The organism is Bosea sp. 124, assembly GCF_003046175.1.
GTDB lineage: Bacteria > Pseudomonadota > Alphaproteobacteria > Rhizobiales > Beijerinckiaceae > Allobosea.
On sequence record NZ_PZZM01000001.1, the window covers coordinates 2,023,463 to 2,048,815 of the forward strand.

The 25,353-nt window shown below is 66.4% G+C and carries 26 protein-coding genes and 1 pseudogene; 15 read left to right on the forward strand and 12 right to left on the reverse strand.

The genetic code is table 11. From position 1 onward, the window contains the following. Positions 1-8 precede the first annotated feature (8 nt). Positions 9-914, reverse strand: coding sequence for an AraC family transcriptional regulator (locus tag C8D03_RS09445; RefSeq protein WP_108046033.1), 906 nt, complete (start codon positions 912-914; stop codon positions 9-11). Between the two features lie 227 nt (positions 915-1,141). Here C8D03_RS09445 and C8D03_RS09450 point away from each other — a divergent pair, with 227 nt between their 5' ends. Both C8D03_RS09450 and C8D03_RS09455 read left to right on the forward strand, forming a co-directional pair. Next, positions 1,142-1,876, forward strand: coding sequence for an SDR family oxidoreductase (locus C8D03_RS09450; protein WP_108046034.1), 735 nt, complete (start codon positions 1,142-1,144; stop codon positions 1,874-1,876). Between the two features lie 99 nt (positions 1,877-1,975). Then, entirely contained in the window at positions 1,976-2,377 is a 402-nt protein-coding gene (locus C8D03_RS09455; protein ID WP_108046035.1) for an Atu4866 domain-containing protein, read from the forward strand. Positions 2,378-2,420: 43 nt separating this feature from the next. Here the strand turns inward: C8D03_RS09455 and C8D03_RS09460 are convergent, their stop codons facing one another. Next, positions 2,421-3,032 (reverse strand): NAD(P)-dependent oxidoreductase, encoded by a 612-nt coding sequence (locus C8D03_RS09460; RefSeq protein ID WP_108046036.1) that lies wholly within the window; start codon positions 3,030-3,032, stop codon positions 2,421-2,423. 124 nt (positions 3,033-3,156) lie between these two features. Between C8D03_RS09460 and C8D03_RS09465 the strand changes: the two genes are divergently transcribed. The 4 genes from C8D03_RS09465 to C8D03_RS09480 all read left to right on the forward strand — a co-directional run bounded on the left by C8D03_RS09465 (position 3,157) and on the right by C8D03_RS09480 (position 7,394). Beyond that, positions 3,157-3,597, forward strand: a complete 441-nt coding sequence (locus tag C8D03_RS09465) for a winged helix-turn-helix transcriptional regulator (RefSeq protein WP_181300832.1) — start codon at positions 3,157-3,159, stop codon at positions 3,595-3,597. Between the two features lie 166 nt (positions 3,598-3,763). Next, a complete protein-coding gene (rpsO, locus tag C8D03_RS09470; RefSeq protein WP_056803628.1) occupies positions 3,764-4,033 on the forward strand; it encodes a 30S ribosomal protein S15 in 270 nt (89 codons plus the stop codon). Positions 4,034-4,305: 272 nt separating this feature from the next. Continuing rightward, complete coding sequence (pnp, locus tag C8D03_RS09475; RefSeq protein ID WP_108046037.1) at positions 4,306-6,474, forward strand: polyribonucleotide nucleotidyltransferase; 2,169 nt, start codon at positions 4,306-4,308, stop codon at positions 6,472-6,474. Positions 6,475-6,758: 284 nt separating this feature from the next. Beyond that, positions 6,759-7,394, forward strand: coding sequence for a pyridoxamine 5'-phosphate oxidase family protein (locus tag C8D03_RS09480; protein WP_108051444.1), 636 nt, complete (start codon positions 6,759-6,761; stop codon positions 7,392-7,394). Between the two features lie 179 nt (positions 7,395-7,573). On the opposite strand, the gene C8D03_RS09485 is transcribed toward C8D03_RS09480, so the two are convergent. The 5 genes from C8D03_RS09485 to C8D03_RS09505 form a co-directional block, all read right to left on the reverse strand. After that, a complete protein-coding gene (locus C8D03_RS09485; RefSeq protein WP_108046038.1) occupies positions 7,574-8,572 on the reverse strand; it encodes an adenosine kinase in 999 nt (332 codons plus the stop codon). An 85-nt stretch (positions 8,573-8,657) separates the two neighbouring features. Further along, the gene (locus C8D03_RS09490) at positions 8,658-9,044 is read right to left on the reverse strand and encodes a helix-turn-helix domain-containing protein (RefSeq protein WP_108046039.1); all 387 of its coding nucleotides are present in this window, start codon (positions 9,042-9,044) and stop codon (positions 8,658-8,660) included. Beyond that, positions 9,041-9,595, reverse strand: a complete 555-nt coding sequence (locus tag C8D03_RS09495) for a Smr/MutS family protein (RefSeq protein ID WP_108046040.1) — start codon at positions 9,593-9,595, stop codon at positions 9,041-9,043. The genes C8D03_RS09490 and C8D03_RS09495 overlap by 4 nt, the downstream gene beginning before the upstream one ends. A gap of 2 nt (positions 9,596-9,597) precedes the next feature. Then, positions 9,598-10,776: a murein transglycosylase A gene (gene mltA / locus C8D03_RS09500; protein ID WP_108046041.1), complete on the reverse strand. Its 1,179-nt coding sequence runs from the start codon at positions 10,774-10,776 to the stop codon at positions 9,598-9,600. Then, positions 10,773-11,504, reverse strand: a complete 732-nt coding sequence (locus C8D03_RS09505; protein ID WP_108046042.1) for a Tim44/TimA family putative adaptor protein — start codon at positions 11,502-11,504, stop codon at positions 10,773-10,775. The genes mltA and C8D03_RS09505 overlap by 4 nt, the downstream gene beginning before the upstream one ends. Before the next feature lie 245 nt (positions 11,505-11,749). Here C8D03_RS09505 and secB point away from each other — a divergent pair, with 245 nt between their 5' ends. Next, positions 11,750-12,241 carry a protein-export chaperone SecB gene (secB, locus tag C8D03_RS09510; protein WP_108046043.1) on the forward strand — a complete coding sequence of 164 codons (492 nt, stop codon included), beginning with the start codon at positions 11,750-11,752 and terminating at the stop codon, positions 12,239-12,241. A 188-nt stretch (positions 12,242-12,429) separates the two neighbouring features. Beyond that, positions 12,430-13,173: a TerC family protein gene (locus C8D03_RS09515; protein WP_108046044.1), complete on the forward strand. Its 744-nt coding sequence runs from the start codon at positions 12,430-12,432 to the stop codon at positions 13,171-13,173. 14 nt (positions 13,174-13,187) lie between these two features. Here C8D03_RS09515 and dnaQ read toward each other — a convergent pair whose 3' ends face one another. The 5 genes from dnaQ to C8D03_RS09540 are packed head-to-tail and all read right to left on the reverse strand — an operon-like array spanning position 13,188 to position 16,864. Further along, positions 13,188-13,895: a DNA polymerase III subunit epsilon gene (gene dnaQ, locus C8D03_RS09520; protein WP_108046045.1), complete on the reverse strand. Its 708-nt coding sequence runs from the start codon at positions 13,893-13,895 to the stop codon at positions 13,188-13,190. Beyond that, positions 13,888-14,514: a dephospho-CoA kinase gene (coaE, locus tag C8D03_RS09525; protein ID WP_108046046.1), complete on the reverse strand. Its 627-nt coding sequence runs from the start codon at positions 14,512-14,514 to the stop codon at positions 13,888-13,890. The genes dnaQ and coaE overlap by 8 nt, the downstream gene beginning before the upstream one ends. Before the next feature lie 46 nt (positions 14,515-14,560). Continuing rightward, positions 14,561-15,394, reverse strand: coding sequence for a shikimate dehydrogenase (locus C8D03_RS09530; RefSeq protein WP_108046047.1), 834 nt, complete (start codon positions 15,392-15,394; stop codon positions 14,561-14,563). A gap of 16 nt (positions 15,395-15,410) precedes the next feature. Further along, entirely contained in the window at positions 15,411-16,037 is a 627-nt protein-coding gene (locus C8D03_RS09535; protein ID WP_108046048.1) for a Maf family protein, read from the reverse strand. Continuing rightward, positions 16,034-16,864: a pyruvate, water dikinase regulatory protein gene (locus C8D03_RS09540; RefSeq protein WP_108046049.1), complete on the reverse strand. Its 831-nt coding sequence runs from the start codon at positions 16,862-16,864 to the stop codon at positions 16,034-16,036. Before C8D03_RS09540 ends, C8D03_RS09535 begins: the two co-directional genes overlap by 4 nt. Positions 16,865-17,378: 514 nt before the next feature. Here C8D03_RS09540 and hemE point away from each other — a divergent pair. The 7 genes and pseudogenes from hemE (at position 17,379) to C8D03_RS09575 (ending at position 25,336) form a co-directional block, all read left to right on the forward strand. After that, positions 17,379-18,434: a uroporphyrinogen decarboxylase gene (gene hemE / locus C8D03_RS09545; RefSeq protein WP_108046050.1), complete on the forward strand. Its 1,056-nt coding sequence runs from the start codon at positions 17,379-17,381 to the stop codon at positions 18,432-18,434. A gap of 30 nt (positions 18,435-18,464) precedes the next feature. Beyond that, a pseudogene (hemJ, locus tag C8D03_RS09550) lies at positions 18,465-18,890 on the forward strand (protoporphyrinogen oxidase HemJ); the annotation flags it as partial. Positions 18,891-19,107: 217 nt separating this feature from the next. Further along, positions 19,108-20,373, forward strand: a complete 1,266-nt coding sequence (rho, locus tag C8D03_RS09555) for a transcription termination factor Rho (RefSeq protein WP_108046052.1) — start codon at positions 19,108-19,110, stop codon at positions 20,371-20,373. A gap of 201 nt (positions 20,374-20,574) precedes the next feature. Further along, positions 20,575-21,888 carry a tRNA uridine-5-carboxymethylaminomethyl(34) synthesis GTPase MnmE gene (mnmE, locus tag C8D03_RS09560; RefSeq protein ID WP_108046053.1) on the forward strand — a complete coding sequence of 438 codons (1,314 nt, stop codon included), beginning with the start codon at positions 20,575-20,577 and terminating at the stop codon, positions 21,886-21,888. A 79-nt stretch (positions 21,889-21,967) separates the two neighbouring features. Next, positions 21,968-23,857, forward strand: a complete 1,890-nt coding sequence (gene mnmG / locus C8D03_RS09565) for a tRNA uridine-5-carboxymethylaminomethyl(34) synthesis enzyme MnmG (protein WP_181300834.1) — start codon at positions 21,968-21,970, stop codon at positions 23,855-23,857. 4 nt (positions 23,858-23,861) lie between these two features. Continuing rightward, positions 23,862-24,509, forward strand: a complete 648-nt coding sequence (gene rsmG / locus C8D03_RS09570) for a 16S rRNA (guanine(527)-N(7))-methyltransferase RsmG (protein WP_108051448.1) — start codon at positions 23,862-23,864, stop codon at positions 24,507-24,509. Next, the gene (locus C8D03_RS09575; protein WP_108046054.1) at positions 24,506-25,336 is read left to right on the forward strand and encodes a ParA family protein; all 831 of its coding nucleotides are present in this window, start codon (positions 24,506-24,508) and stop codon (positions 25,334-25,336) included. Before rsmG ends, C8D03_RS09575 begins: the two co-directional genes overlap by 4 nt. The last annotated feature ends 17 nt before the right edge of the window (positions 25,337-25,353 follow it).

The following is a 25,353-nucleotide window of genomic DNA, read 5'->3' on the forward strand; positions in this document are numbered from 1 at the left end:
TTAGCGGTTCAGGCCCCAACCATGTCGAAGGCAGAGCCGTCTCGCAGGCGGGCGGCATCGCGCAGGGGCGGAGCGCCGAACAGGCGACGATATTCCCGGCTGAACTGCGACGGGCTCTCATAGCCGACGCGAAAGCCGGCGGAAGCCGCGTCCAGCGCCGTGCCGAGAATGAGCCGCCTGGCCTCCTGCAGGCGTAGCTGCTTCTGGTATTGCAGCGGGCTCATCGCCGTCACCGCCTTGAAATGCTGATGCAGGGCAGACGGGCTCATGCGGGCTTCCTGCGCCAGGGCCTCGACGCTGAAGGCCTTGTCGTAATTGCGCTTGATCCAGCCGATCGCCCGGTTGACCTGCTGCAGCCGGCTCTCGGCGGTGGCGATCTGGCGCAGCCGCGCCGCCTGCTCGCCCGTCATCAGGCGATAGAGGATTTCGCGCTCGGCGAGAGGGGCCAGAATCGCGATGTCGCGCGGGGTCTCCAGCAACCGGACCATCCGGAGCATCGCATCGAGCAGTTCCGGCGCCACCGGGTTGAGGGCGAGACCCGGCCCCGCATCGCTGCCGCCCATGCCATCGCCGCCAGCTTCCAGCATGATCGCGCCGAGCAGCACCGGGTCGAGATCGAGCCGAATGCAGAGATAGGGGTGCTCGGGGCTCGCCTCGAGGACCTGGCCGACGACCGGCAGATCAACCGACACCACCAGATACTGGCTGCGGTCATAGCGGTAGACACGGTCTCCCAGCATCACCTGCTTGCGGCCCTGGAGGATGATGCAAAGCGCCGGCTCGTGCAGCGCATGCAGGGGCTCGGTCGGCCGGCTGGAGCGGATCAGCGCGAGGCGCGGGATCGCCGTCTCGTGAATGCCATCCGTATCGGCAAGGCGCCCGGCCAACGCCGCCAGTTCGTCGATCTGCCGCATGCCCGCTCCTCTGGCTCATCGTCGCGGTGGGTCTGATCGCCGCCGCGATGGGCTTTCATACAATGATCCGCCGCCATCCTGCGACCGGAAAGCGGCTCTTCTGGAGGATCAGGCAATCCTTGCGTCGCATCGGTCTACCGCATCGAGGCCTCGCCGCGGCATTGGTCGTCTCACGCCAGCCGGGATTTCTGCCCGGCGGCCCCACAGCAGGACCACAGGAGAGCATCATGTCGCACATCGAAGGCAAGGTCGTCGCCATCACAGGCGCGAGCAGCGGCATCGGCGAAGCCACCGCCCGGCTGCTGGCGGCGCGGGGCGCTCATGTCGTGATCGGCGCGCGCCGCGGCGATCTCCTGGCGGCGTTGGCCGGCGAGATCGCAGCCGCCGGCGGCTCGGTCCGGCAGAAGACGGTCGACGTCACCGCTGCAGCCGACGTCGCGGGCTTCCTCGGCTATGCCGAGGCCGAGTTCGGGCGCCTCGACGCCGTCGTCAACAACGCCGGGCTGATGCCGCTCTCGCGGCTCGACGCCGGCAAGATCGACGAATGGGACCGGATGATCGACGTCAACATCCGCGGCGTCCTGCACGGCATCAAGGCCGGGCTGCCGATCATGAAGCGGCAGGGCTCCGGCCAGTTCGTCAACATCTCGTCGATCGGCGGCCATCAGGTCTATCCGACCGCGGCGGTCTATTGCGCGACGAAATTCGCAGTGCTCGCCATCTCCGAGGGCTTGCGCCAAGAGCATGACGACATACGTGTCACGGTGATCTCGCCCGGCGTCACCCGTTCCGAGCTCGCCTCCACCATCACCGATCCGGGTGCACAGGCCGCGATGGCCGAATTCCGGCAGATCGCCATCGAGCCGGATGCCATCGCCCGCGCGATCGCCTTTTCAATCGAGCAACCCGGTGACGTGGACGTCAGCGAGATCATCGTTCGGCCGACGGCCAGCCCGTATTGAACCTGCAGGCCGCTTCGCGCGACTTCCGGTTCTGAGACATTCGATCTGCATTCGATTTTGCGATCTGCATTCGATTTTTAAAAGACCAGGAGACCCGCCATGTCCATTGCTCCCCGCCCCCTCGCCCAGGTGCTTTGCTCGCTAAGCCATTTCGCTGCCGCCCTCGTCCCATCCGCCCGGCCGAGCCGTTCGCTGGAGATCGCGCTGGTCGACGAGGCCGACGCCTTCGAGCGCGCAGCGCTTGGCCGCTGGGCGACAGAGGACGGCGGCATCGTGATCGAGCTTCGGCCCGATGGCCGCTACAACAAGGCCAAGCAGACCGTTCCTGCCTGGCATCACGGCCGCTATCAGGTCGATCGCTCGCGGCTCTACTTCGAGAGCGATAGCGGGCATCTGGCCAAGGGCGAGATGCGCCGTGGCGTTCTCAGCATCGGCGAGATGCAGTTCCGGCGCGCCAGGAGCGCCGAAGCCGAGCATTCGGTGATCCAGCAGGATCACTGAATGCCCGTACTTCTCAGATTGGTTCAGCCTGACTAAACCGCTCTCAGTAGCCGACCGTGAAGCGCCGGCGGTTGTGAGCGGGCTGCTCGAGTTCGTCGACCAGCGCGATCGCGTAATCCTCAGCCGAAATCCTGCTTTCGCCCTTCGCGTCGACGAGGAGCTGATCGAGGCCGAGGCGGAATGTGCCGGTGCGCTCGCCCGGCGCGATCATCGCCGAGGGCGACAGGAAGGTCCAGTCGAGCGCCTTCTCCTGCTTCAGCCGATCGAGATAGGCCCCACCCTTCCGGGCCTCGTCCAGATAGATCGCCGGGAATTCCGGGGTGTCGACCAGCTTCACGCCCGGCGCCACCTCGAGGCTGCCGGCCCCGCCGACGACGAGATAGCGCGTCACCCCCGACTGCTTGACCGCGCCCAGCAGCGCGTCGGCATCACTCGCCAGATAATGCACGGAGCTGATCACCGCCTCATGGCCGGCGAGCAGCCCGGCGAGGCCATCCCTGTCGAAGATGTCGCCCTTGACGGCGGTGACGCCGGGCAAGGCCGGGACCTTGCCGGCATTGCGGACGATGGCCGCCACCTCATGACCGCGCGAGACCAGTTCGGAGAGGATGCGCGAGCCGATGAAGCCGGTGGCGCCGATCAGTGCAATGGTCATGACAAGGGTCCCTTGCTCTGGTATCCAACGGATACCAAGGATACGATAGAACCCACATGGCTCGCCCGGCGCCGCCCGTAAAGAAGGCACTTTCGCGAGACATGGTCACCCATGGGAAACTGCCATGCTGCAACGACCCGACGCTTTCAACGCAGAATGCCCGACACGACAGGTGCTCGACCGCATCGGCGACAAATGGGCCGTGCTGATCCTGATTATGCTCGAGCGCGAGACGCTGCGTTTCAACGAATTGCGCCGCCGCATCGAAAGAGTCTCGCAGAAGATGCTGTCGCAGACGCTGAAGAGCCTCGAACGCGATGGCCTTGTGCGGCGCGAGGTCTTCGCCACCGTCCCCGTGACGGTCGAATATTCCCTCACCGATCTCGGCCGGACGCTGGCGCATACGGTCCAGGGCCTGACGCTCTGGGCCGAGACCCATATCGGCGCGGTGCAGGAGGCACAGCGGCGCTATGATCGCGGCGAGAGCCCGGGCCCGATTCCAGCGGCCGTGTTCGCCCCGGCAGGCAGGGCGCCGGCCGGGCCTGGAACGCTTCGCGAGGGTTGAGGCGGGCCGCTGGCGTTTCCCGCCATTTCGTGTATATCCCCGCCATCCGGTTTAAAAAGCCGGCCGCGCAGCCTCTCCTCGATGAGAACGCTGCGGGCTTCGGACCCAGCTGGACGACATCCCGGCTAAGGCCCGCCAGATCAACATCCAACCGAAGGATCACACGATGTCGATTACTGCCGAGCGCAAGACCGCGCTCATGAAAGAGCATGCCACCAAGCCGAACGACACCGGCTCGCCGGAAGTCCAGGTCGCGATCCTGACGGAGCGCATCAACAACCTGACCGGCCACTTCAAGTCGCACACCAAGGACAACCATTCGCGTCGTGGCCTGCTCAAGATGGTCTCGCAGCGCCGTTCGCTGCTCGACTACCTGAAGAGCAAGAGCGAGCCGCGCTATCGGACGCTGATCGAGAAGCTCGGCATCCGCCGCTGATCGAGGCCTGACGATCACACGCCCGGTGCGACATCGCTCCGGGCGCTTCTACAAGACGACAGGGGCAAAGCCGCAATGGTGCGGCGACGAGCCCCGATCCATTGCGAAAAGCCGCATGGGGCGGCCTTCCGCATGACCCGCCGGACGATCCCAGTCCATGGCAGGATCGCCGAGCGCTCGGGCGCGAACCCAACCGTCATACCGAGCGCTTCGCCGTCTTGCTCATGGACAGGAATCCCGGCCGGGTCGCATCCGATCCGAAAGATAATCTCATGTTCGATGTACAGACCGAAGAACTGATGTGGGGCGGGCGCAAGCTCGTGCTCGAAACCGGCAAGATCGCCCGCCAGGCCGACGCCGCCGTGCTCGCGACCTATGGCGAGACCGTCGTGCTCGCGACCGTGGTCTCGGCCAAGTCGCCCAAGGCCGGGATCGACTTCTTCCCGCTGACCGTGAACTACCAGGAAAAGACCTTCGCAGCCGGCCGCATTCCCGGCGGCTATTTCAAGCGCGAAGGCCGCCCGACCGAGAAGGAGACGCTGGTTTCGCGCCTGATCGACCGGCCGATCCGCCCGCTCTTCGTCGAGGGCTACCGCAACGAGACGCAGGTCGTCTGCACCGTGCTGCAGCATGACCTCGAGAACGACCCCGACATCGTCGCCATGGTCGCCACCTCGGCTGCCCTGACCCTGTCGGGCGTGCCCTTCATGGGCCCGATCGGCGCGGCCCGCGTCGGCTATTTCGACGGCGCCTACAAGCTCAACCCGCTGGTCGACGAGATCAAGGAATCGGCGCTCGACCTCGTCGTCGCCGGCACCCCCGACGCCGTCCTGATGGTCGAGTCGGAAGCCAAGCAGCTCTCGGAAGAGATCATGCTCGGCGCCGTGATGTTCGGCCACAAGCACTTCCAGCCGGTGATCGACGCGATCATCCGCCTGGCCGAGAAGGCCGCCAAGGAGCCGCGCGACTACACCCCGGCCGACAACTCCGTCGTGCTCGACGCCGTGCTCAAGCTGGTCGACAAGGACATCCGCGCCGCCTACCAGATCAGAACCAAAGCCGAGCGCTACAAGGCACTGGATGCCGCCAAGGCCAAGGTCGCCTCGCTGATTTCCGACACGCCGGACGGCAAGACCACCTTCACCAAGGAGCAGGTCGGCGGTCAGTTCAAGGAAGCGCAGGCCAAGGTCGTGCGCTGGACCATCCTCGACGACGGCGTCCGTATCGACGGCCGCGACCTCAAGACGGTCCGCAAGATCGTCTCGGAAGCCGGCATCCTGCCGCGCACCCATGGTTCGGCGCTGTTTACCCGCGGCGAAACGCAGGCGCTGGTCGTGACCACGCTGGGCACCGGCGACGACGAGCAGTACATCGACTCGCTGGAGGGCACCTACAAGGAGACCTTCCTGCTGCATTACAACTTCCCCCCCTATTCGGTGGGTGAAGCCGGCCGCATGGGCTCGCCCGGCCGCCGCGAAATCGGCCATGGCAAGCTCGCCTGGCGCGCCATCCGGCCGATGCTGCCGGCGAAGTCGGAGTTCCCCTACACCATCCGCGTCGTCTCGGAGATCACCGAGTCGAACGGCTCCTCCTCGATGGCCACCGTCTGCGGCACCTCGCTTGCCCTGATGGATGCCGGCGTGCCGCTCAAGGCGCCGGTCGCGGGCATCGCCATGGGCCTGATCCTGGAAGGGAAGCGCTTCGCCGTGCTCTCCGACATCCTGGGTGACGAGGACCATCTCGGCGATATGGACTTCAAGGTGGCCGGCACGGCCGAGGGCATCACCTCGCTGCAGATGGACATCAAGATCGCCGGCATCACCGAGGAGATCATGAAGGTCGCCCTCGATCAGGCCAAGGGCGGTCGCGACCACATCCTGGCCGAGATGAACAAGGCGCTCGCGACCTCGCGCGGCCAGCTCGGTGAGTATGCGCCGCGCATCGAGACGATGAAGATCCCGGTCGACAAGATCCGCGAAGTCATCGGCTCCGGCGGCAAGGTCATCCGCGAGATCGTCGAGAAGACCGGCGCCAAGGTCAACATCGAGGACGACGGCACCATCAAGATCGCCTCGGCAGACGGCAAGTCGATCGAAGCCGCGATCAAGTGGATCAAGTCGATCGTCTCGGAAGCCGAGCCGGGCATGATCTATGACGGCACGGTCGTGAAGATCATGGAGTTCGGCGCCTTCGTGAACTTCTTCGGCGCCAAGGACGGCCTGGTCCATATCTCGGAGCTGGCCGCGGCCCGCGTCCAGAAGGTCTCGGACGTGGTCAAGGAAGGCGACAAGGTCAAGGTCAAGTTCCTCGGCCAGGACGATCGCGGCAAGATCCGCCTCTCGATGAAAGTCGTCGACCAGGAGACCGGCGAAGATCTGACCGAGAAGCTCAAGGCCCAGCGCGATACCGAGAAGAGCCGCGAGAAGCAGCAGGCCGAGTGATCGGTCCGCATGTGAGCCTCGGCTTCACGTGAAACAGGAAGCGCCCCGCATCGCAGGATGTGGGGCGTTTTTCGTTTGGGCGGCGGCGGAACAACACCGCGACGTCATTCCGGGTGGAGCGAAGCGGATGCCCGGAATCCATCATAAGGCCCTGCGCTCTACGAAGGATTCCGGATCGACGCCGCTGCGCGGCTTGTCGCGAATGACGCGGGCATGATTTGAGCCAATGGCGCAGTCTCGTACGATAGTCTAGACTTATCCGCGCCTCGCCCATGGAGACCGGCATGCCCGCCCACGCCATCACCTCGCTCGATGCCCTCGCGGCGCTCTACCCCAACCCGATCGCGCCGGCGTCGGTCGCCAAGGAGATCGACCATGTCGATGCGAACTATGCGGCGCTGATCGCGGCCTCGCCGTTTTTCGTGCTTGCGACCAGCGGTCTGGAGGGCCTGGATTGTTCGCCGCGCGGGGATCTGCCGGGGTTCGTTACGGTCCGGGACGCGAAAACGCTCCTGATTCCGGACCGAAGAGGCAATAACCGTCTGGATTCATTGAAGAATATCCTGTTCAATCCGCGAATCGGAATGCTCTTCCTGGTGCCCGGTTATGGCGAGACCCTGCGCGTCAACGGAGTCGCCACCCTCTCCAGCGACCCTGAGTTGTGCGGGCGCTTTGAGATGGCCGGAAAGCTTCCGGCCTGCGTCATCGTGGTCGCCGTGGAGAGCGTCTACTTCCAATGCTCGCGCGCAGTGGTCCGGGCCGACCTCTGGAACCCCGCCAAGCATGTCGATCGGCGCAGCGTGCCGAGTGCCGGCCAGATCCTGCGCGACATCACGGCACGCGATGCGGCGATCGAGACGTTCGACGGCGTGGCCTATGACAAGGCGCTGCCGGAACGGGTTCGGACGACGCTGTATTGAGAGCGCGCGGGATCCCCTCTCCTGTAAGGAGAGGGGTAGGGGTGAGGTGTCGGCCCCTATCCGGTCGAGCACCGAATTCCAGGCGCAGCAGCGGTGAGGTTACGGCTACCGTGTCAATCGGCGGACCCCTCTCCCTACGGGAGAGGGGTCCCCGCGCCGGACTCGCTAACCGCTGCTGCTCAGAGCAGCCCTTCGTTGCCCGCCAGCACCTTCAGGTTCACATCCGGCCGCGCCCCGACATGGCTGATGATCTCGGCGGCGGCGAGTGCGCCGAGGCGCAGCGAATCGCGGACCTCGCGGCCAGAGGTCAGGCCGAACAGGAAGCCGGCGGCAAAAAGGTCGCCCGCGCCGGTGGCATCGACCACGCGGGCGACCGGGAAGACCGGCTCCTCGACGATGCCGTCCGGGGTCACGGCCAGCGCGCCCTTCTCCGAGCGCGTGACCACGGCGAGGATGTTCTCGGCCCGCAGCGCCGAGAGCGCGTCCTCGAAGGCGGGCGCCTGGTAGAGGCTCTTCAGCTCGTGCTCGTTGGCGAAGACGATATCGACCATGCGGTTGCGGATCAGCCCGACGAATTCGTCGCGGTAGCGGTCGACGCAGAACGAGTCCGACAAGGTGATCGCGACCTTGCCGCCGGCCTTGTGGGCAATCTCGGAGGCCTTGCGGAAGGCGTCCTTGGCTGCCGGCGGGTCCCAGAGATAGCCCTCGAGATAGATGATATCGGCATTCTCGATCGCTTTCGCATCGACATCGGCGACGGTGAGGCCCTGGCAGGCGCCGAGATAGGTGTTCATGGTGCGCTCGCCATCGGGTGTGACGATGATGAAGGAGCGAGCCGTCGCCGCGCCCTCTGTCGCCGCAGGCGTAGCGAAGGCAACGCCGAGCGAGGTCAGGTCATGCCGGTAGAGCCGGCCGAGCTCGTCGGCCTTGACCTTGCCGATGAAGGCGCCCCTGCCGCCAAAGGAGGCGAGACCGGCGATGGTGTTGGCGGCCGAGCCGCCCGAGATGACCTTGCCCGGCCCCATCGCGGCATAGAGAGATTCGGCGCGGGCCTCGTCGATCAGCGCCATCGCACCCTTGGTCAGGCCGTGCTTCGCCAGGAAATCCTCTTCGGCGGAGGCGATGACGTCGACGATGGCATTGCCGAGGGCGAGGACGTCGGTGCGCGTGCTGGTCATGAGGAAGCCCGATGCTGTGCGGAGGGGGATGGCAGAACGGAAAGGCAAGGAGTGGCGCGGCGTGTCGCATCCATGGCTGTGCGGGTCAAGCGGACCCTCCCGGGCGGCTGCGCCGGGCGGACGCCTCGTCCAGCACGGCGGCGAGACGCCTGAGGTCGTCGGCCTCCAGTTCGGCGATCTCGCGCGCCAGACGGTTGGCGAGTAGCGTCGCGTCCGGCTCGAGCCCGGCTGTGTCGACGGTGACGCGCGGATGGGAGAGATCGGCCAGGCGCACGAGTTCGTCGGCCTCGTCCCAGATCACGCCGAGAACGTGGATGACGCCCTGAATCAGCGTGAAGGTCGGGCGGCCGCGCTTGCCATGCTCCAGCGCGGAGAGATAGGCGGGCGTCACGCCGAGCACACCGGCCATCTCAGCCAGCGTGATGCCGCGCTGCGCCCGGTGATCGCGAACCCGCCGGCCGAAGGGCGTCACGGGCCGGCCTCGCGCGCGCGGCGCAGCCTGACATAGAGCGCGCCGGAGCCGCCATGGCGGGCCTGCGCCTCCTCGAAACCCACGACCAGCGGCCGCAGATCCGGCAGCCGCAGCCAATGGGGCACGACCCGGCGCAGCACGCCGCGCTCCTCCCCGAACAGCACGGTGCCGGCCGCGCCCTTGCCGGTGACGACGAGAGCGAGGCGGGTGCCCCTGCCCTGCTCGCGCCGGAGGAAGGCACGCAGCGCCAGATGGGCCTCGTCCTGGCGCATGCCATGCAGATCGATGACCGCCTCGACGCCCTGCTGGCCACGCCGGAGCTGCGTACGCAGGCGGTTTTCGAGAGGCGCGAGCGGCGGCGGCGCAGGCGCCGCCGGTGCCGATCGCATCGAGGCGGCGGCGATCACGGTTTTCGTCTCCTCGGCGACGGGCGCGGCCACAGGCTCGGGCTCGACCGGCGCGCGGCCCGGCAGCGGCGTCACCGAGCGCGCGACCTGACGCCAGAGCGCGAGATCGGCCTCCGACAATGTCCTGCCCCGCCGCGCGCGCATCGCTATCGCCCGGGGTCGGTCGGCCAGAGCACGGTGAAATTGACTGGATGGCGGATCAGGCCGGCGCGGTGTCCGGCGCTGGCCCCGGAGCCGACGAAGAGATCGAGCCGGGCCGGGCCGAGAATGGCCGAGCCGGTATCCTGCGCAACCATCAGGCGGGCGAGGCGCTCCATGCCGCCAGTTCCATCCGGCAGCGTCGCATCGATCCAGACCGGCAGCCCGTAAGGCCAGACGGTGCGGTCGATCGCAATGCTGCGCAGCGGCGTCAGCGGCAGGCCGGCTCCACCGATCGGCCCCGAATCCGGCGGGAGATCGTCGCGGCGTGCGAAGAAGACGAAGGAGCGGTTGAGCCGGATCAGGTCGCGAGCGAAGCCGGCATCGGCCTTCAGCCTTGCGATCAGCCGGTCCATGGTCATCTCGGCCGGCGGAATGCCCTCGCGCTCGCTCAGGATACGGCCGAGCGAGGTATAGGCGTGGCCATTGCGGCCGGAATAGACCAGACGCGTCACCGAACCGTCCGGTAGGCGAATGCGGCCGGAACCCTGGACCTGCAGGACGAAACGGTCGACCGGATCACGCAGCCAGAGAATTTCGAGATCGCGGCCGTCGAGCGCACCCGTCTCGATCGCACTGCGATCCGGGAAGGGCTCGAGGCCCGTGGCGGTGCGTCGGGCGGCCGAGAGAAAGGCGTCGAGGCCGGGCCAGTCATCGCCCGGCATGCGCGTCACCAGCTCGGGCGGGCGGCCGTAGAGCGGCGTCGGATAATCGTCCGAACGGGTTTGCGAACCCTCGATTTCGGGCTCGAAATAGCCGGTCATGAAGCCGCTCTGCGCGGCGGGCGGGCGGATGCGCCAGAAGGAGAAGTGGCGCTCGAAGAAACGTCTCGCCGTATCGGGCTCGACCGGCCCGGCCGCCGCCAGGCGCTTCGCCTGCTCGCAGATGGCCGCCAACGCGGGGGGAACCGCGACCGAGGCTCTCAGCGGGGGATCGGCCTGACAGCCGCGGACGAAGATAGCAAACGCGGCGCGCTGGTCGTCATCCGCCCAGCCGGCAACCTGCGCGGGCGTCAGAGGCTCGGCGCTGGCGCCCGGAGGCAAAGGCGGGGGAGAAGCGGCCATGCCACTCACCGGCCCCCAGCAGGCTGCGAGCAGCGCCAGTACGACACCGGCGCCATCGATCACGCGGCGGATTCGGTGGCGACCAGGAGCCAGTTGGGATCGCGGCTGCCGAGCTGGCGCGAGAAGGTCCAGAAGTCGTTGACCTCGGAGACCGCCTCGGCGCTGCCGTCTACGACCGTCCCCTCCGCGTCGCGGGTCACGCTGATGAGCTGCGAGACGAAGGCGATGGTGATCTGCGCGGTCTTGGCCTTGACCTCGACCGCGGTGACCTCGGCCTTGTCGATCGAGACGAAGTTGGATTCGGCCTTCTCGCCGCGCTTCTCGCGCTCGGTGATGGCCTGCTCGAACCCATCATAGACCTCCTTGGCGAGGAGGCCCTTCAGTGTCTTGCGGTCGCCGCGGGCGAAGGCGGTCACGATGGTCTCGTAGGCCGCCTTGGCGCCGCCGAGGAAGCCGCGCGGATCGAAGGACGGCTCCTGCCGAACAATCGCGTCGATGCCGGCGATGATCGGTGAATCCGGCGGGGCGATGTCGGTCCAGCGATCGGCGGCCTGCTGCGGGGCGGCTGCCGGATCATTGGCGGCACCCGGCAGGCGGATGACGTTGTCGCGCTTGGCGTCGGCGGGCCCGGCCTGGTCCGGCCGCAGCGGCGGCGTCTCACGGCGGGAAAAGGGATCGGCCGGTGGCTGCTCGTTGCCGGTCTTCTGGCCGAGGACGGAGCGCAGCTTCCAGGCGACGAAAACGGCCAGAGCCAGGAAGACCAGAGTCGTCATGTCGAAGGAATTTTGCATCGAAAGCTGACCCGAGGCTCCAGTCGCGGTAACACACCAGCGGCTCCCTTCAGGGAGTGCTGCTACGCGTCATATGGTGAGCTAGGCTCGTAACATCCACCCCCCTGCTTGTGAAGGCGGCTTCTTGTGCCGCGCTTTCGTCCATGATAGCCGACGCCGCGTTGCACCGGAGAGCGGAGCGCAGTCCCGGACGCCAGCCACGGCGCGGGATTTCCCGAGACAGCCTGCCAGAAGCGATGGGACCGATGGCCAACGAACTCCCCAACGGCAACGGTGCCGGCGAGCTTGCGCCGAGCATGAGCGCCCTGATCCAGTACACCAAGGACTTCTCCTTCGAGAACCCGAAGGCGCCGCGCGGCCTCGGCCAGCAGCAGGCCCAGGAAGGCCCGCAGATGTCCCTGCAGGTCAACGTGTCGAGCAACGCCCTCGGCGAGAACGACTACGAGACCGTGCTCCAGCTCGAGGGCAAGGCCGAGGTCAACGGCGAGACGCTGTTCGCGTTCGACCTCAGCTATGGCGGCGTGTTCCGCCTGCTCAACGTTCCGCAGGAGCATATTCACCCGGTGCTGGTGATCGACTGCGCCCGGCTGCTCTTCCCCTTCGCCCGGCAGATCATCGCCGAGGCCGTGCAGAACGGCGGCTTTCCGCCCTTCTATGTCCCACCGATCGACTTCGCGGCCCTGTTCCAGCAGCGCATGCAGGAGTTCCAGGGTCAGCCAGGCGCGCCGCTCGCCTGAGCCGCCGCTGACCGGCACGACGACCAAAGGGCCCTGCGGGGCCCTTTTTCATGCGTTTTTCCTGCGCGTTAGCCGTTTTGTTCCTGACGCGTTTCCCTTGCGACCCCGGCAGGCACTCTCCATCTCGGCAGCATCGACAGGCGGACGGCCCCACAGCCGCCCGCCGTTTTCATGATGCTGGAGGATAGATGGACTACCTTATGACGCTCGCCGCCGATCCCGCCGTCTGGGCTGCGCTCGGTGCCTTGATCGCCATGGAGGTCGTGCTCGGCATCGACAATCTGATCTTCATCTCCATCCTGACCAACAAGCTGCCGGAGCATCAGCGCTCGCGCGGCCGCAGGATCGGCATCGGGCTGGCGCTGATCCTGCGGCTCGCCTTGCTCGGCACGGTCGCGATCATCGTGCAGCTCACCGCGCCGATCTTCTCGGTCTTCGGCCAGGCGTTCTCCTGGCGCGACCTGATCCTGATCGCCGGCGGCCTGTTCCTGGTCTGGAAGGCGACGGTCGAGATCCATCACAAGGTCGACCCCGATCACGGGCCGGACATGTTCGACGGCGGCCGGGCGGCAGCCGTGACCTTCGGCGGCGTCATCGTCCAGATCCTGCTGCTGGACCTCGTCTTCTCGATCGATTCGATCATCACCGCCGTCGGCATGACGGACCATATCCCGGTCATGGTCATCGCCGTCATCTTCGCGGTTCTGGTGATGCTGCTCGCGGCCGACCCGCTGGCACTGTTCATCGAGAAGAACCCGACCATCGTGATGCTGGCGCTAGGCTTCCTGCTGATGATCGGCGGTACGCTGATCGGCGAGGGCTTCGGCGCGCATGTGCCCAAGGGCTACATCTACGCCGCGATGGCCTTCTCCGCCGCGATCGAGGGCCTGAACATGCTGTCGCGCCGCGCCCTCCGGCGGAAGGGGGACTGAGCAGCGGCGGCGCCTCAGCCCTCCTCGACGATGCCGAGATAGCCGCGCCAGAGCTGGCTCTTGCCGAGCGAGCGGACGAAAGCCTCATGGGCCGCGATCGCCGCCTCGTCGAGGCGGGGCGCCAGAGGCCGCAGCCGCTGCGGGCGCTCGACCACGACGCCGGCCAGGCCGCCACGGCCGGAATCGGCCGAGCCCAGGCCGAGCGAGGCCTGCTTGCCGCCGATCAGCTCGATATAGACCTCCGCCAGGATCTCGGCGTCGAGCAGGGCGCCGTGCCTCGTGCGGCGGCTGTTGTCGATGCCGTAGCGCGAGCAGAGCGCATCGAGGCTGTTGGAGGCACCCGGGTGCTTGCGGCGTGCCATGGAGAGCGTATCGACGACGAGCGAAGGCTCGATCGGCCCGCGCCCGACGCGCCGCAGCTCCATGTTGAGGAAGCCGACGTCGAAGGCGGCGTTGTGGATCACGAGTCGCGCGCCTTCGATGAATCCGATGAAGTCATCGGCGACCGTGGCAAAGACCGGCTGTGGCGCGAGGAACGCGTCCGACAGGCCGTGGACCTTGAAGGCGCCCTCCGACATCGGCCGCTCGGGATTGATGTAGCAGTGGAAGCTGCGCCCGCTCGGACAATGGTTCAGCAGCTCGACGCAGCCGATCTCGACGATGCGGTCGCCGCCATTGGCCTCGACGCCCGTGGTCTCGGTATCGAGAACAATCTCACGCATGGTTTGGCGCCCGGTTTGGCCGCGCCTGGCCAGGCCGGCCGGCGAGCACGCTCAGGATAGAGCCGACCTGCCGGCGCGCGGCCAGCACGCCCCGCGCGGTGTCCACAATGAAATGGGCGCGGCGACGTTTCTCCGCATCCGGCATCTGCCGGGCGAGGATGGCGGCAAGCCTCGCTTCCGTCATCTCAGGCCGGGCAAGCACGCGCTGGCGCTGCACCTCCGGCGGGGCACTGACGACGAGCACGGCATCGCAGCGGCCCTCGCCTCCCGCCTCGAACAGGAGCGGGACGTCGAGCACGGCGAGCTCAGCGCCAGCTTCACGGCAGCGGAGCAGGAAGGCTTCCTCTTCCGCACGCACCAGGGGATGAATGATGGCTTCCAGCCGGCGCAGGGCCTCGGGTTTGCCGAGCACGGCGGCCGAGAGGTTCTGACGGTCGACGACACCGTCGCGGACGACGCCGGGAAAGGCCTCCCCGACCGGCCCGACGGCGCGCCCGCGATAGAGCGCGTGCACCGAGGCGTCGGCATCGTGGACCGGGATGCCGCGTTCGCGGAACAGGCCCGATGTGGTCGATTTTCCCATCCCGATCGAGCCGGTGAGTCCGAGGATAAAAGTCATCGCGTCCGGGCCGTCGTCAGTCTGGCCATGGCTCGCCCCCGCCGAATCAGTGCCCGAGGATATCGGCTTCGAGCAAGGCGCGCAGCGCCGGCGTTACCGCGGGCGTGACCCCGAACCAGCGCGCGAAGCCCGGCACCGCTTGATGCAGCAGCATGCCGAGCCCGTCGACCGCGACGCCGCCACGGCGCTCGGCATCGACCAGCAGGGGCGTCTTCAACGGCACATAGACGATGTCGTCGACGATGGTGCCGGGACGCAAGCGCGCCAGATCGAGATCGAGCGGTGGCTGGCCCTGCATGCCGAGGGCGGTGGTGTTGACGATCAGATCCGCCTCGCCGACGAGGGCATGCCGCTGCGCCCAGTCAGCTGCCACGAGCGGAGCCCCGAGGGCCGCCGCCAGATCGTCGGCACGCCTCCGGCTGCGATTGACCAGGACGATCCGGTCGAAGCCGCGGGCCTTGAGTCCGAAGGCGATGCCCCGCGCTGCGCCGCCGGCGCCGAGAATCAGAGCGGTTCCTCCCTTGCCGTCCCAGCCAGGGGCGGAAGCGTCGAGATGGGCGAGGAAGCCGGCGACGTCCGTATTGTCCCCGCAGATGCGCGCCCCCTCGCTCCAGAGTGTGTTGACCGCTCCAATGGCACGCGCCGCCGCGCTGACCTCGTCGACGAGAGGCAGCATCGCTTCCTTGTGTGGCACCGTGACATTGCCGCCGGTGAATTCGCCGGCACGCAGACGCAGGACGAACCCGGGCAGGTCGGCCGGTGCGACATCGACGCGCTCATAGCAGCCAGCAAGCCCGTGCTCGGCGAGCCAGGTGCCATGGATCAGCGGCGAGCGAGAATGGGCCACCGGGTGGCCGATGATGAAGCAGCGGGGAGGCATCGGCGGTCCGTCGGGTTCAGCGGGCAAGCATGTCCAGATCGCGGAGCGCCGCGAGGACGTGAAAGAGCGGCAGGCCGAGAATGGTGAAGTGATCGCCCTCGACGCTTTCGAAGAGCTGGGCGCCAGGGCCTTCGATCTGGTAGCCCCCGACGCTTTCCAGAGCTGTCTCTCCGGCCTGACCGAGATAGCGCAGGATGAAGCCGGGCGAGAGGCTGCGCATCGTCAGGCGCGCAGTGCTGACACCCTCGACGATCGGCGACCCGTCCTGCGCCAGGACGAAGGCGCTGTGCAGTTCATGCGTCTTCCCGGCGAGCGCCGCAATCTGGTCGGCCGCGCCGGCAAGCGTGGCCGGCTTGTGGAAGGCGATGCCATCGCAGGTGAGGGTCTGGTCGGCACCGAGCACGAGACGTCCGGGTTTCGCTTGCGAGACGGCCAGAGCCTTGGCGCAGGCCAGAGCCGCCGCCACGGCATCGGGCGGTGACCCTTGCGCGAGCAGCGGCGCTTCGACGGCGCGCTCGTCGATCGCGGGTCTGACGATCTCGACCGGAATGCCCGCCGCCCGCAGCATGTCGCGCCGGGTCGGGCTGCCCGAGGCCAGAAGCAAGGGCTCTGCCGCGAGCCAGAGCGTGGCACCGGTGATCATGTCGCAATGAACTTCATGCGGTGGTCGCGCAGCAGATCGAGGATCGAGGCGGCCGTTTCCTCGATCGAGCGGCGCGTCACGTCGATCACCGGCCAGCCCTTGCGGGCGCAGAGTCGGCGCGACTGGGCGACTTCGTCGGCGACGGAGGCCGGATCGACATAGGGGGTTTCGTCATCTGCCTTGAGCGAGAGCAGCCGGTTCTGACGAATCTGGACGATGCGGTCGGCGCTGGCGACGAGGCCGACGATCAGCGGCTTTCGGACAAGCTCCAGTTCGGCTGGCAGCGGCACGTTGGGGACCAGTGGGATATTGGCGGTCTTGATGCCGCGATTGGCGAGATAGATCGAGGTCGGCGTCTTCGAGGTCCGGCTGATACCGACGAGGATGATGTCGGCGCTTTCGAGATCGCCACCGAGTTGGCCGTCATCATGCAGCAGCGTGTAGTTCATCGCATCGATGCGGCGGAAATACTCGGCGTTCAACACATGCTGGGCGCCGGGCTTCGGGGCCGAGGCCTGGCCGAGATAGGACTGGAACAGCGAGAGCACCGGCTGCAGCACCGACAGGCAAGGGCAGCCGAGCTCGCGACAGAAATTCTCCAAACGGGCTGACCATTCCGGCTCGACCAGAGTGTAGAGCACGACACCGGGCGAAGCCTCGATCTCCGCCAGCACGCGCGCGAGCTGCGCCTCAGAGCGTACCAAAGGGTAGACATGCTCGATCGCCGAGACGGTCTCGTATTGCGCGGCTGCGGCGCGGCTGACCGCGATCAGGGTTTCGCCAGTCGCGTCCGAGACGAGATGGAGATGGAAGTAGTTACGGGCCACGATGGCTCCCGGGTCGGTGCGGCGTCAGCCACCTCTAGAGCATGGCGCGAACAAGTGGGAACCGGTTTTTCGCTGAAGCCATGCCCGGGCTTCGTGTCGACGCCGGGCCGGCAAGGCTGATCGGCTGACAGCGGAACGCCTGAGCCGAAGCCTCGACCCGAGGGCATCGACAGGGACGGGGCTGGGGAGCGCTGTGGACAAACGGACGCGGCCGAGGGGCCGGCCGGCGGCTCTGTATAACCTTAAGATTCCGTCAACAGGCCGGACCCTGTGGGGAGGATCGGGAGTGTTTCACGTGAATCATTTTGGCGGCATAGCGGTCCGCGCGGATTCCGATGGGTTAATAAACCGTTAACGGCTCCCGTCGCCTTGCCGCAGAGCACTCGCGGCGAACCTGCGACCTGTGGACCCGTTGTGGACAAGCTTGCGCCGGGCTATCTGCCCCCCTCCAAGAGTCAAAGAAGAAGATTCTCTCTCAAGAATCATATTTAAGAGAGATCGGGATGGACGGCCGATGAGCCCCGCGACACAGGACAGACCGGCCTTGGACAGACCTGCCTTTCTGCGAGCGCTATCAGGCGAGGCGCTGCCGACACCACCCATCTGGATGATGCGGCAGGCTGGACGCTATCTGCCGGAATATCGCGCGCTTCGCGCCAAGGCCGGCAGCTTCCTGTCGCTGTGCTATAATCCGGAATGGGCCGCCGAGGTGACCCTGCAGCCGATCCGGCGTTTTGGTTTCGATGCGGCGATCCTGTTCTCCGATATCCTCGTCGTGCCTCAGGCGCTCGGGCAGAAGCTCTGGTTCGTCGAAGGCGAAGGTCCGCGGCTCGAGCCGGTCGCCGACGAAAGACGGCTTGGCGAGATTGAGGCGCAGGCGGATCAGGATGTGCTGGCGCCCGTCATCGAGACCGTCCGGCGTGTACGGGCTTCGCTGCCGCGGGAAACCACCTTCATCGGGTTCTGCGGGGCGCCCTGGACGGTTGCCACCTACATGGTTGCAGGACGGGGCACCCCTGATCAGGGACCGGCCAAGGCGCTGTTCGGGAGTGACCCGGCGCTGTTTCAGAAAATCATCGACCGTATCGTCGACGCCTCGATCGACTATCTCGCCGCACAGATCGAGGCAGGGGTCGACGCCGTCCAGATTTTCGACAGCTGGGCCGGGTCGCTCGGGCCGGATGATTTCGAGCGCTGGTGCGTCACACCGACGCGCCGTTTGGTCGCGGGCGTAAGGGCGAGGCATCCGCAGGCTCGCATTATCGGGTTCCCGCGCGGGGCCGGCAGGCTGATCCCGCACTATGTCCAGGCCACGGGCGTCGATGCCGTCGGGCTCGAATCGGATATCGACCGGGCTTTTGCGCGCGACGAGATCCAGTCGCTGGTGCCGGTCCAGGGCAATCTCGATCCGCTGGTGCTGCGTGCGGGCGGCCCCGAGCTGGAGCGCGAGGTCGCGGCGGTGCGCGAGGCCTTCGGCGCAGGGCCGTTCGTCTTCAATCTGGGTCACGGCATCCTGCCGGATACGCCGATCGCGCATGTCGAGCGCCTGCTCGCGGCCGTGAGAGCGTGAGCACCGGACGCCGAGTGAGGGAGCGGATTTTCGATGTATGAATGGATCAAGGCCGTCCATGTCCTGGCGGCAATCTCCTGGATGGCGGGGATGCTCTACCTGCCGCGGCTGATGGTCTATCACGCCGAATCGGCCGTCGGCTCGATCCAGTCCGAGACCTTCAAGATCATGGAGCGGCGGCTGCTGAAGGGGATCATCAACCCCGCGATGATCGTCACCTGGCTGCTCGGGCTCTACCTCGCCTGGGCCGCCTTCGGCTTCAAGGGCGGCTGGCTGCACGGCAAGATCCTGCTGGTCTTCCTTCTGTCGGGCGTCCATGGCTATCTCGTCGGTCGGGTGCGCGACTTCGCGAATGACCGGAATGCGAAGTCGGCCCGCTTCTACCGGATCATCAACGAGGTTCCTGCGGTGCTGATGGTTGGGATCGTCATCCTGGTGATCGTCAAGCCGTTCTGACGATCTGCGGTTTCCCGCTTGAGCAGGACGATGATTCCGGTTATCAGGGGCTTGCGCTTCTCCAGCGTTCTCCCTGTTGTCGATGGTTCGTGAGCCGACTGCCCTAGCAGCCGCTCGTGGCGCGCAACCTCCGCGCCGTCCGTCCGGGCCTGTCGATCATTCCATTACCGTCCTGGTTCCGGCCCCTGTGCCGGGACATTTACGATCCGGGTGCCCCATGCGGGAAATCAAACTCCAAGACCTCAAGGTCAAGTCGCCGACCGAACTGCTCGCCTTCTCCGAGGGGCTCGAGGTCGAGAACGCCAGCACGATGCGCAAGCAGGAGCTGATGTTCGCGATCCTGAAGCAGCTCGCGGCGAAGGATACCGAGATTCTCGGTGAAGGCGTCGTAGAGGTCCTGCCCGATGGCTTCGGCTTCCTGCGCTCACCCGATTCGAACTATCTGCCGGGCCCCGACGACATCTATGTCTCGCCGACGCAGATTCGGAAATTCGGCCTGCGCACGGGCGACACCGTCGAGGGGCCGATTCGCGGACCCAAGGATGGCGAGCGCTATTTCGCCCTGCTCAAGGTCAGCACGATCAATTTCGAAGACCCCGAAAAGATCAAGCACAAGATCAATTTCGACAATCTGACGCCGCTCTATCCCGATGAGCGCCTACGTCTGGAAGTCGTCGAGCCGACCAAGAAGGATTTCTCGGCCCGGGTCATCGACATCGTCGCGCCGATCGGCAAGGGCCAGCGCGCTCTCATCGTGGCGCCGCCGCGCACCGGCAAAACCGTATTGCTGCAGAACATCGCGCAGTCGATCACCACCAACCATCCCGAATGCTATCTCATCGTGCTGCTGATCGACGAGCGGCCCGAGGAGGTCACCGACATGCAGCGCTCGGTAAAGGGCGAGGTTGTGTCCTCGACCTTCGACGAGCCGGCGACGCGTCACGTCCAGGTCGCGGAGATGGTGATCGAGAAGGCCAAGCGCCTGGTCGAGCACGGCCGCGATGTCGTGATCCTGCTCGACTCGATCACCCGCCTCGGCCGCGCCTACAACACCGTGGTGCCGTCCTCCGGCAAGGTCCTGACCGGCGGCGTCGACGCCAATGCGCTGCAGCGCCCGAAGCGCTTCTTCGGCGCGGCGCGCAACATCGAGGAAGGTGGCTCGCTGACGATCGTCGCGACGGCGCTGATCGATACCGGCAGCCGCATGGACGAGGTGATCTTCGAGGAGTTCAAGGGCACCGGCAACTCCGAGATCATTCTCGACCGCAAGGTCTCGGACAAGCGCATCTTCCCGGCGATCGATATCCTCAAATCGGGCACCCGCAAGGAAGAGCTCATCACGCCGAAGGATGTGCTGGCGAAGACCTATGTGCTGCGCCGCATTCTCAACCCGATGGGTCCGCAGGACGCGATCGAGTTCCTGATGGACAAGCTGCGGCAGACCAAGCAGAACGCGGACTTCTTCGACTCGATGAACACCTGACGCGTCGGTTCAGGTTCCCTCGCCTGAGCCCATCGCCGTCGATTCGGACCCGTGACGGGTCGGGCGCCTCTGCCGGGCGTTTGTGAGCGCAAGCGAGCGAGTCATACCGGGTCGTACCACGGTGAACCGCAGCGAAGCCGTGATTCCTGGACGTGACGGGCGAAGGCCCCGTGCACAGGCATTCCCACCGCGAGCGCCGGTATGACCGAGTCCGACCCTTATCCGACCATTGTGGCGCTGTCATCGGCGGCTGGTCGTGCCGGCGTCGCGGTCGTCAGGGTCTCCGGACCGCGCGCCCGATTCGCACTCGAAACGATTGCGGGACTCGTGCCCAAGCCCCGTCAGGCGGTGCTGCGCCGGCTCCGCGATGATGCCGGCGAGGTCATCGACAATGCTCTGGTGCTGCATTTTCCCGGGCCGGCCAGCTTCACCGGCGAGGATATTGCCGAATTCCATGTCCATGGCGCGCGTGCCGTGCTGGCGCGTCTCCTCGCGGTGCTCTGCGCCCTGCCCGGCGTGAGGCTGGCGGAAGCCGGCGAATTCACCCGCCGTGCCTTCGAGGCCGGCAAGCTCGATCTCGCAGCCGTCGAGGGACTGGCCGACCTGATCGATTCGGAGACGGAATGGCAGCGTCGCCAGGCGTTGCGGCAGATGGAAGGGGCGCTGGGCCTATCCGTCGGGCGTTGGCGCCTGCGCCTCACCGAGGCGATGGCGTTGTTGGCGGCCGAGCTCGACTTCTCGGACGAGGGCGACGTCTCGGGGCCCCTGCTGGAGCAGGCTCAGGCGGTGAGTGCCGAGGTTCTCGCCGATCTGCGCTCGGCCCTCGGTAGCTTCGGAATGGGAGAGCGTGTCCGCGAGGGCTTCGTCGTCGTCCTGGCCGGACCGCCCAATGCCGGCAAGTCGAGCCTGCTGAACGCGCTGGCGAGACGGGATGTCGCGATCGTCTCGCCGGTCGCTGGCACGACGCGGGATGCGATCGAGGTTAGGCTGGATCTGTCCGGTGTGCCGGTCGTGCTCGTCGATACGGCCGGCTTGCGGGAGAGTGCTGACCCGGTCGAGTCGGAGGGCGTGCGCCGGGCTCGCGCTTTCGTCGCGCGGGCAGATCTGGTCCTCAGTCTTCGTGCGTTCGATTCGGAGCCGGATCGAATCCATCATGATCCCGGTTCGATTGCGATTGCGACCAAGGCCGATCTTCCGGGCGTGGCACTGCCCGGGGAATTGCCGATCTCCGTCATGGCCGGAGACGGCCTCGATTTACTGCTCGCGACGATCGTCACGCGTCTCACGGCATTTGCCCAACCCGAGCCGGCCTTGCTGACGCGCGAGCGGCATCGCGCGGCGGTGACCGACGCGGTCGGGGCGCTGGAGCGCGCAGCGGCTGCGCGTCATGGTCAAGCGGAACTGCTCGCCGAGGATATCCGCCTCGCGGTTCTCGCGCTCGAACGGCTGATGGGGCGCATCGATGTCGAGGATGTGCTGGACCAGCTTTTCGCGGGGTTCTGCATCGGCAAGTGACGCTTCCCAGGCGCTGCTCGGCAGGAGCCCGGGCCCGATAATCATTGACCCATCGAGGCGCCTTCGCTAGCGATCAGCGATGTCCCGTGAACCTGTCGAGATGCGTTACGACGTGATCGTCGTCGGCGGCGGCCATGCCGGCGTCGAGGCCGCTGCCGCCGCGGCGCGATATGGCGCGCGTACGGCCCTGGTCACGCACCGCATCGAGACGGTCGGCGTGATGTCGTGCAATCCGGCGATCGGTGGCCTGGGCAAGGGCCATTTGGTCCGTGAGATCGATGCTCTCGATGGCATCATGGCGCGCGCTGCCGACCGGGCCGGAATCCAGTTCCGGATGCTGAACCGCCGCAAGGGCCCCGCCGTACGGGGACCCCGCGCCCAGGCCGACCGCAAGCTCTACCGCCAGGCGGTGCAGGACCTCCTCGCCGAGCAAGCCGGCCTCGATCTGATCGCCGGAGAGGTCTTCGATCTCGACATCCAGGACGGCCTTGTCGCGGCTGTGTTGATGGCGGATGGGCGTCGATTCGCAACCGGAACAGTCGTGCTGACCACCGGTACCTTCCTGCGCGGGTTGATCCATATCGGCGAGGCGAAGATCCCGGCCGGCCGGGTCGATGAGGTGCCCTCGCTGGGCCTCTCGCTGACGCTGGAGCGCCATGGCTTTCCGCTCGGGCGACTCAAGACCGGCACGCCCCCGCGCCTCGATGGCCGTACGATCGATTGGGCTGCGTTGGAGATGCAGGCGGGTGACGATCCCCCAGAGCCATTCTCGGCCCTGACGACGGCCATCACGACGCCGCAGATTTCCTGCGGGATTACACGCACAACGCTGGCGACGCATGACCTGATCCGCGCCAATCTGCATCGCGCGCCGATGTTCTCCGGTCAGATTGAAGGCCGTGGCCCGCGCTATTGCCCGTCGATCGAGGACAAGGTCGGCCGTTTCGGCGATCGCGACGGCCATCAGATCTTCCTCGAGCCGGAGGGCCTCGACGATCCGACCGTCTACCCGAACGGAATCTCGACCTCCCTGCCCGAGGATGTGCAACACGGCATCCTGACGACGATCCCGGGGCTGGAGCGCGCGACGATGCTGCGCCCCGGCTACGCGATCGAGTATGATTTCGTCGATCCGCGCGCGCTGCGCAACACGCTGGAAACCCGGGCCATTGCCGGGCTCTTTCTGGCCGGGCAGATCAACGGCACGACTGGCTATGAAGAAGCAGGCGCCCAGGGTCTCTTCGCTGGGCTCAATGCCGCACGCCGGGCCGGCGGAGCCGAACCCGTCGTGCTGGAGCGGACATCATCCTATATCGGCGTCCTGGTTGACGATCTGGTCACGCGCGGCGTTACGGAGCCGTACCGAATGTTCACGTCGCGGGCTGAATTTCGCCTGTCTCTTCGGGTGGACAATGCCGATGAGCGGCTGACGGCGCTGGGATCGCAGCTCGGAATCGTCGGGACGGCGCGTTCTATGGCCTATGCGGAGCGGAGCGCCGCCATCGAAAGGCTCAGAACGCGCCTCGGGGAGCTTTGGCTGACACCGCAGCAGGCCGAGGTGGCCGGGCTTCAGCTCAACCGGGACGGCGTGCGACGCAACGCCTATCAGATCCTGTCCTATCCGGACATCGGGTTCGAGCGGCTGGCGGCGATCTGGCCCGATCTGGCGAGCTATGCGCCAGCGATTACGGCGCGGGTAACCGCCGATGCGGTCTATGCCGTCTATCTCGACCGGCAATCGGCCGAGATCGCGGCCTATCAGCGCGATCAAGCCCTAAAGGTCCCGGCAGATCTGGATTTGGACGGGATTTCTGGATTGTCGAACGAACTCAAGACCAAACTCGCGCATGAGCGGCCAGCGGATTTGGCGCAGGCCGGCCGGATCGAGGGCATGACGCCTGCCGCCCTGACACTGCTTGCGGCGCACGCGCGGCGCGGCCGGGTTCGTGCCGCGGCATCGGCGGATTGACACCGTGGCTGTTGATAATTCGGATCGCGGGCGCGCTTTACGCTTGACGCCTGTTTCACGTGAAACAGAAGAGCGTCTCGCGCTGCTGGTGTCGGAGCTGGCCCGCTGGCAGGCGGCGAAAAATCTGGTCTCCAGCGCGACCCTGACGGATGTCTGGACCCGTCATATCGCCGATTCGCTTCAACTCTGCGGACTGGCGCCCGAGGCGTCGCGTTGGCTCGATCTCGGTTCAGGCGGTGGATTCCCGGGCCTGGTCATCGGCATCTGCCTGGCGGAACAGCCGGGCGGCCGAATTGATCTGGTTGAGAGCAACAGCCGCAAATGTGCCTTCCTGCGTCATGCGGCGCGGCTGACTGGCGCGCCGGTGACGGTTCATGCCGCCCGGATCGACGATGTCATTGGTGATTTCGTGGGTCGCGTCGATGTGGTCACGGCCCGCGCGCTCGCGCCGCTGCCCCAGCTTCTGGAGTGGTGCAAAGACCTGTTGAGAACCGGGACGCTCGGACTCTTTCCCAAGGGACAACATCTAGATACGGAATTGACCGAAGCCTCCAGATATTGGAAGATTCAGGCCTCAACGGTTTCCTCCGTCACGGATGGTGCCGCCCGGATCCTGATGGTCCGCGCGGCCGAGAAACGGGCCGATCAATGACCGATCTTACGCCTATCCCCATGCCGCGCCGGCCGCGCGTGCTGGCACTCGCGAATCAGAAGGGTGGCGTCGGCAAGACGACGACCGCGATCAATCTCGGCACGGCACTAGCGGCGATCGGCGAGAAGGTGCTGATCGTCGACCTTGATCCGCAAGGCAACGCCTCGACAGGGCTCGGCGTCGACCGAAAGAGCCGTAAATCCTCGACCTATGATGTGCTGTGCGGCGATGTCGGGCTGGGGCAGGCGATGCAGGAGACGGCCGTTCCTGGGTTGTTCCTGGCGCCCTCCACGCTCGACCTGCTCGGTGTCGAGCTGGAGATCGCGGCCTCCAAGGATCGCGCCCATCGCCTGAAGAATGCGATCGACGAGCTGGTCTATGATCAGCGCTGCTCCGATCTGACCTATGTGCTGATCGATTGCCCGCCGTCGCTCAGCCTAATTACGATCAATGCGATGACGGCCGCGGACGCGGTTCTGGTTCCGCTGCAATGCGAGTTCTTCGCGCTCGAAGGTCTGAGCCAGTTGCTCAAGACGGTCGAGCAGGTGCGCGCCGGGCTCAACCCCCGCCTGATCATCCAGGGCGTTGTCTTGACGATGTATGACCCGCGCAACAATCTGTCGGGCCAGGTCATGGCCGATGTGCGGGAATTCCTCGGCGATAAGGTCTATGACACGGTGATTCCGCGGAATGTCCGTGTCTCGGAGGCGCCGTCCTATGGCAAGCCGGCGCTGCTGTATGATTTGCGGTGCTCCGGCTCGCAGGCCTATCTGAAGCTGGCCTCCGAGGTGATCCGGCGCGAGCGCGCGTTGCGCGCCGCCGCCTGAGTTCGATTTGGCGTAGC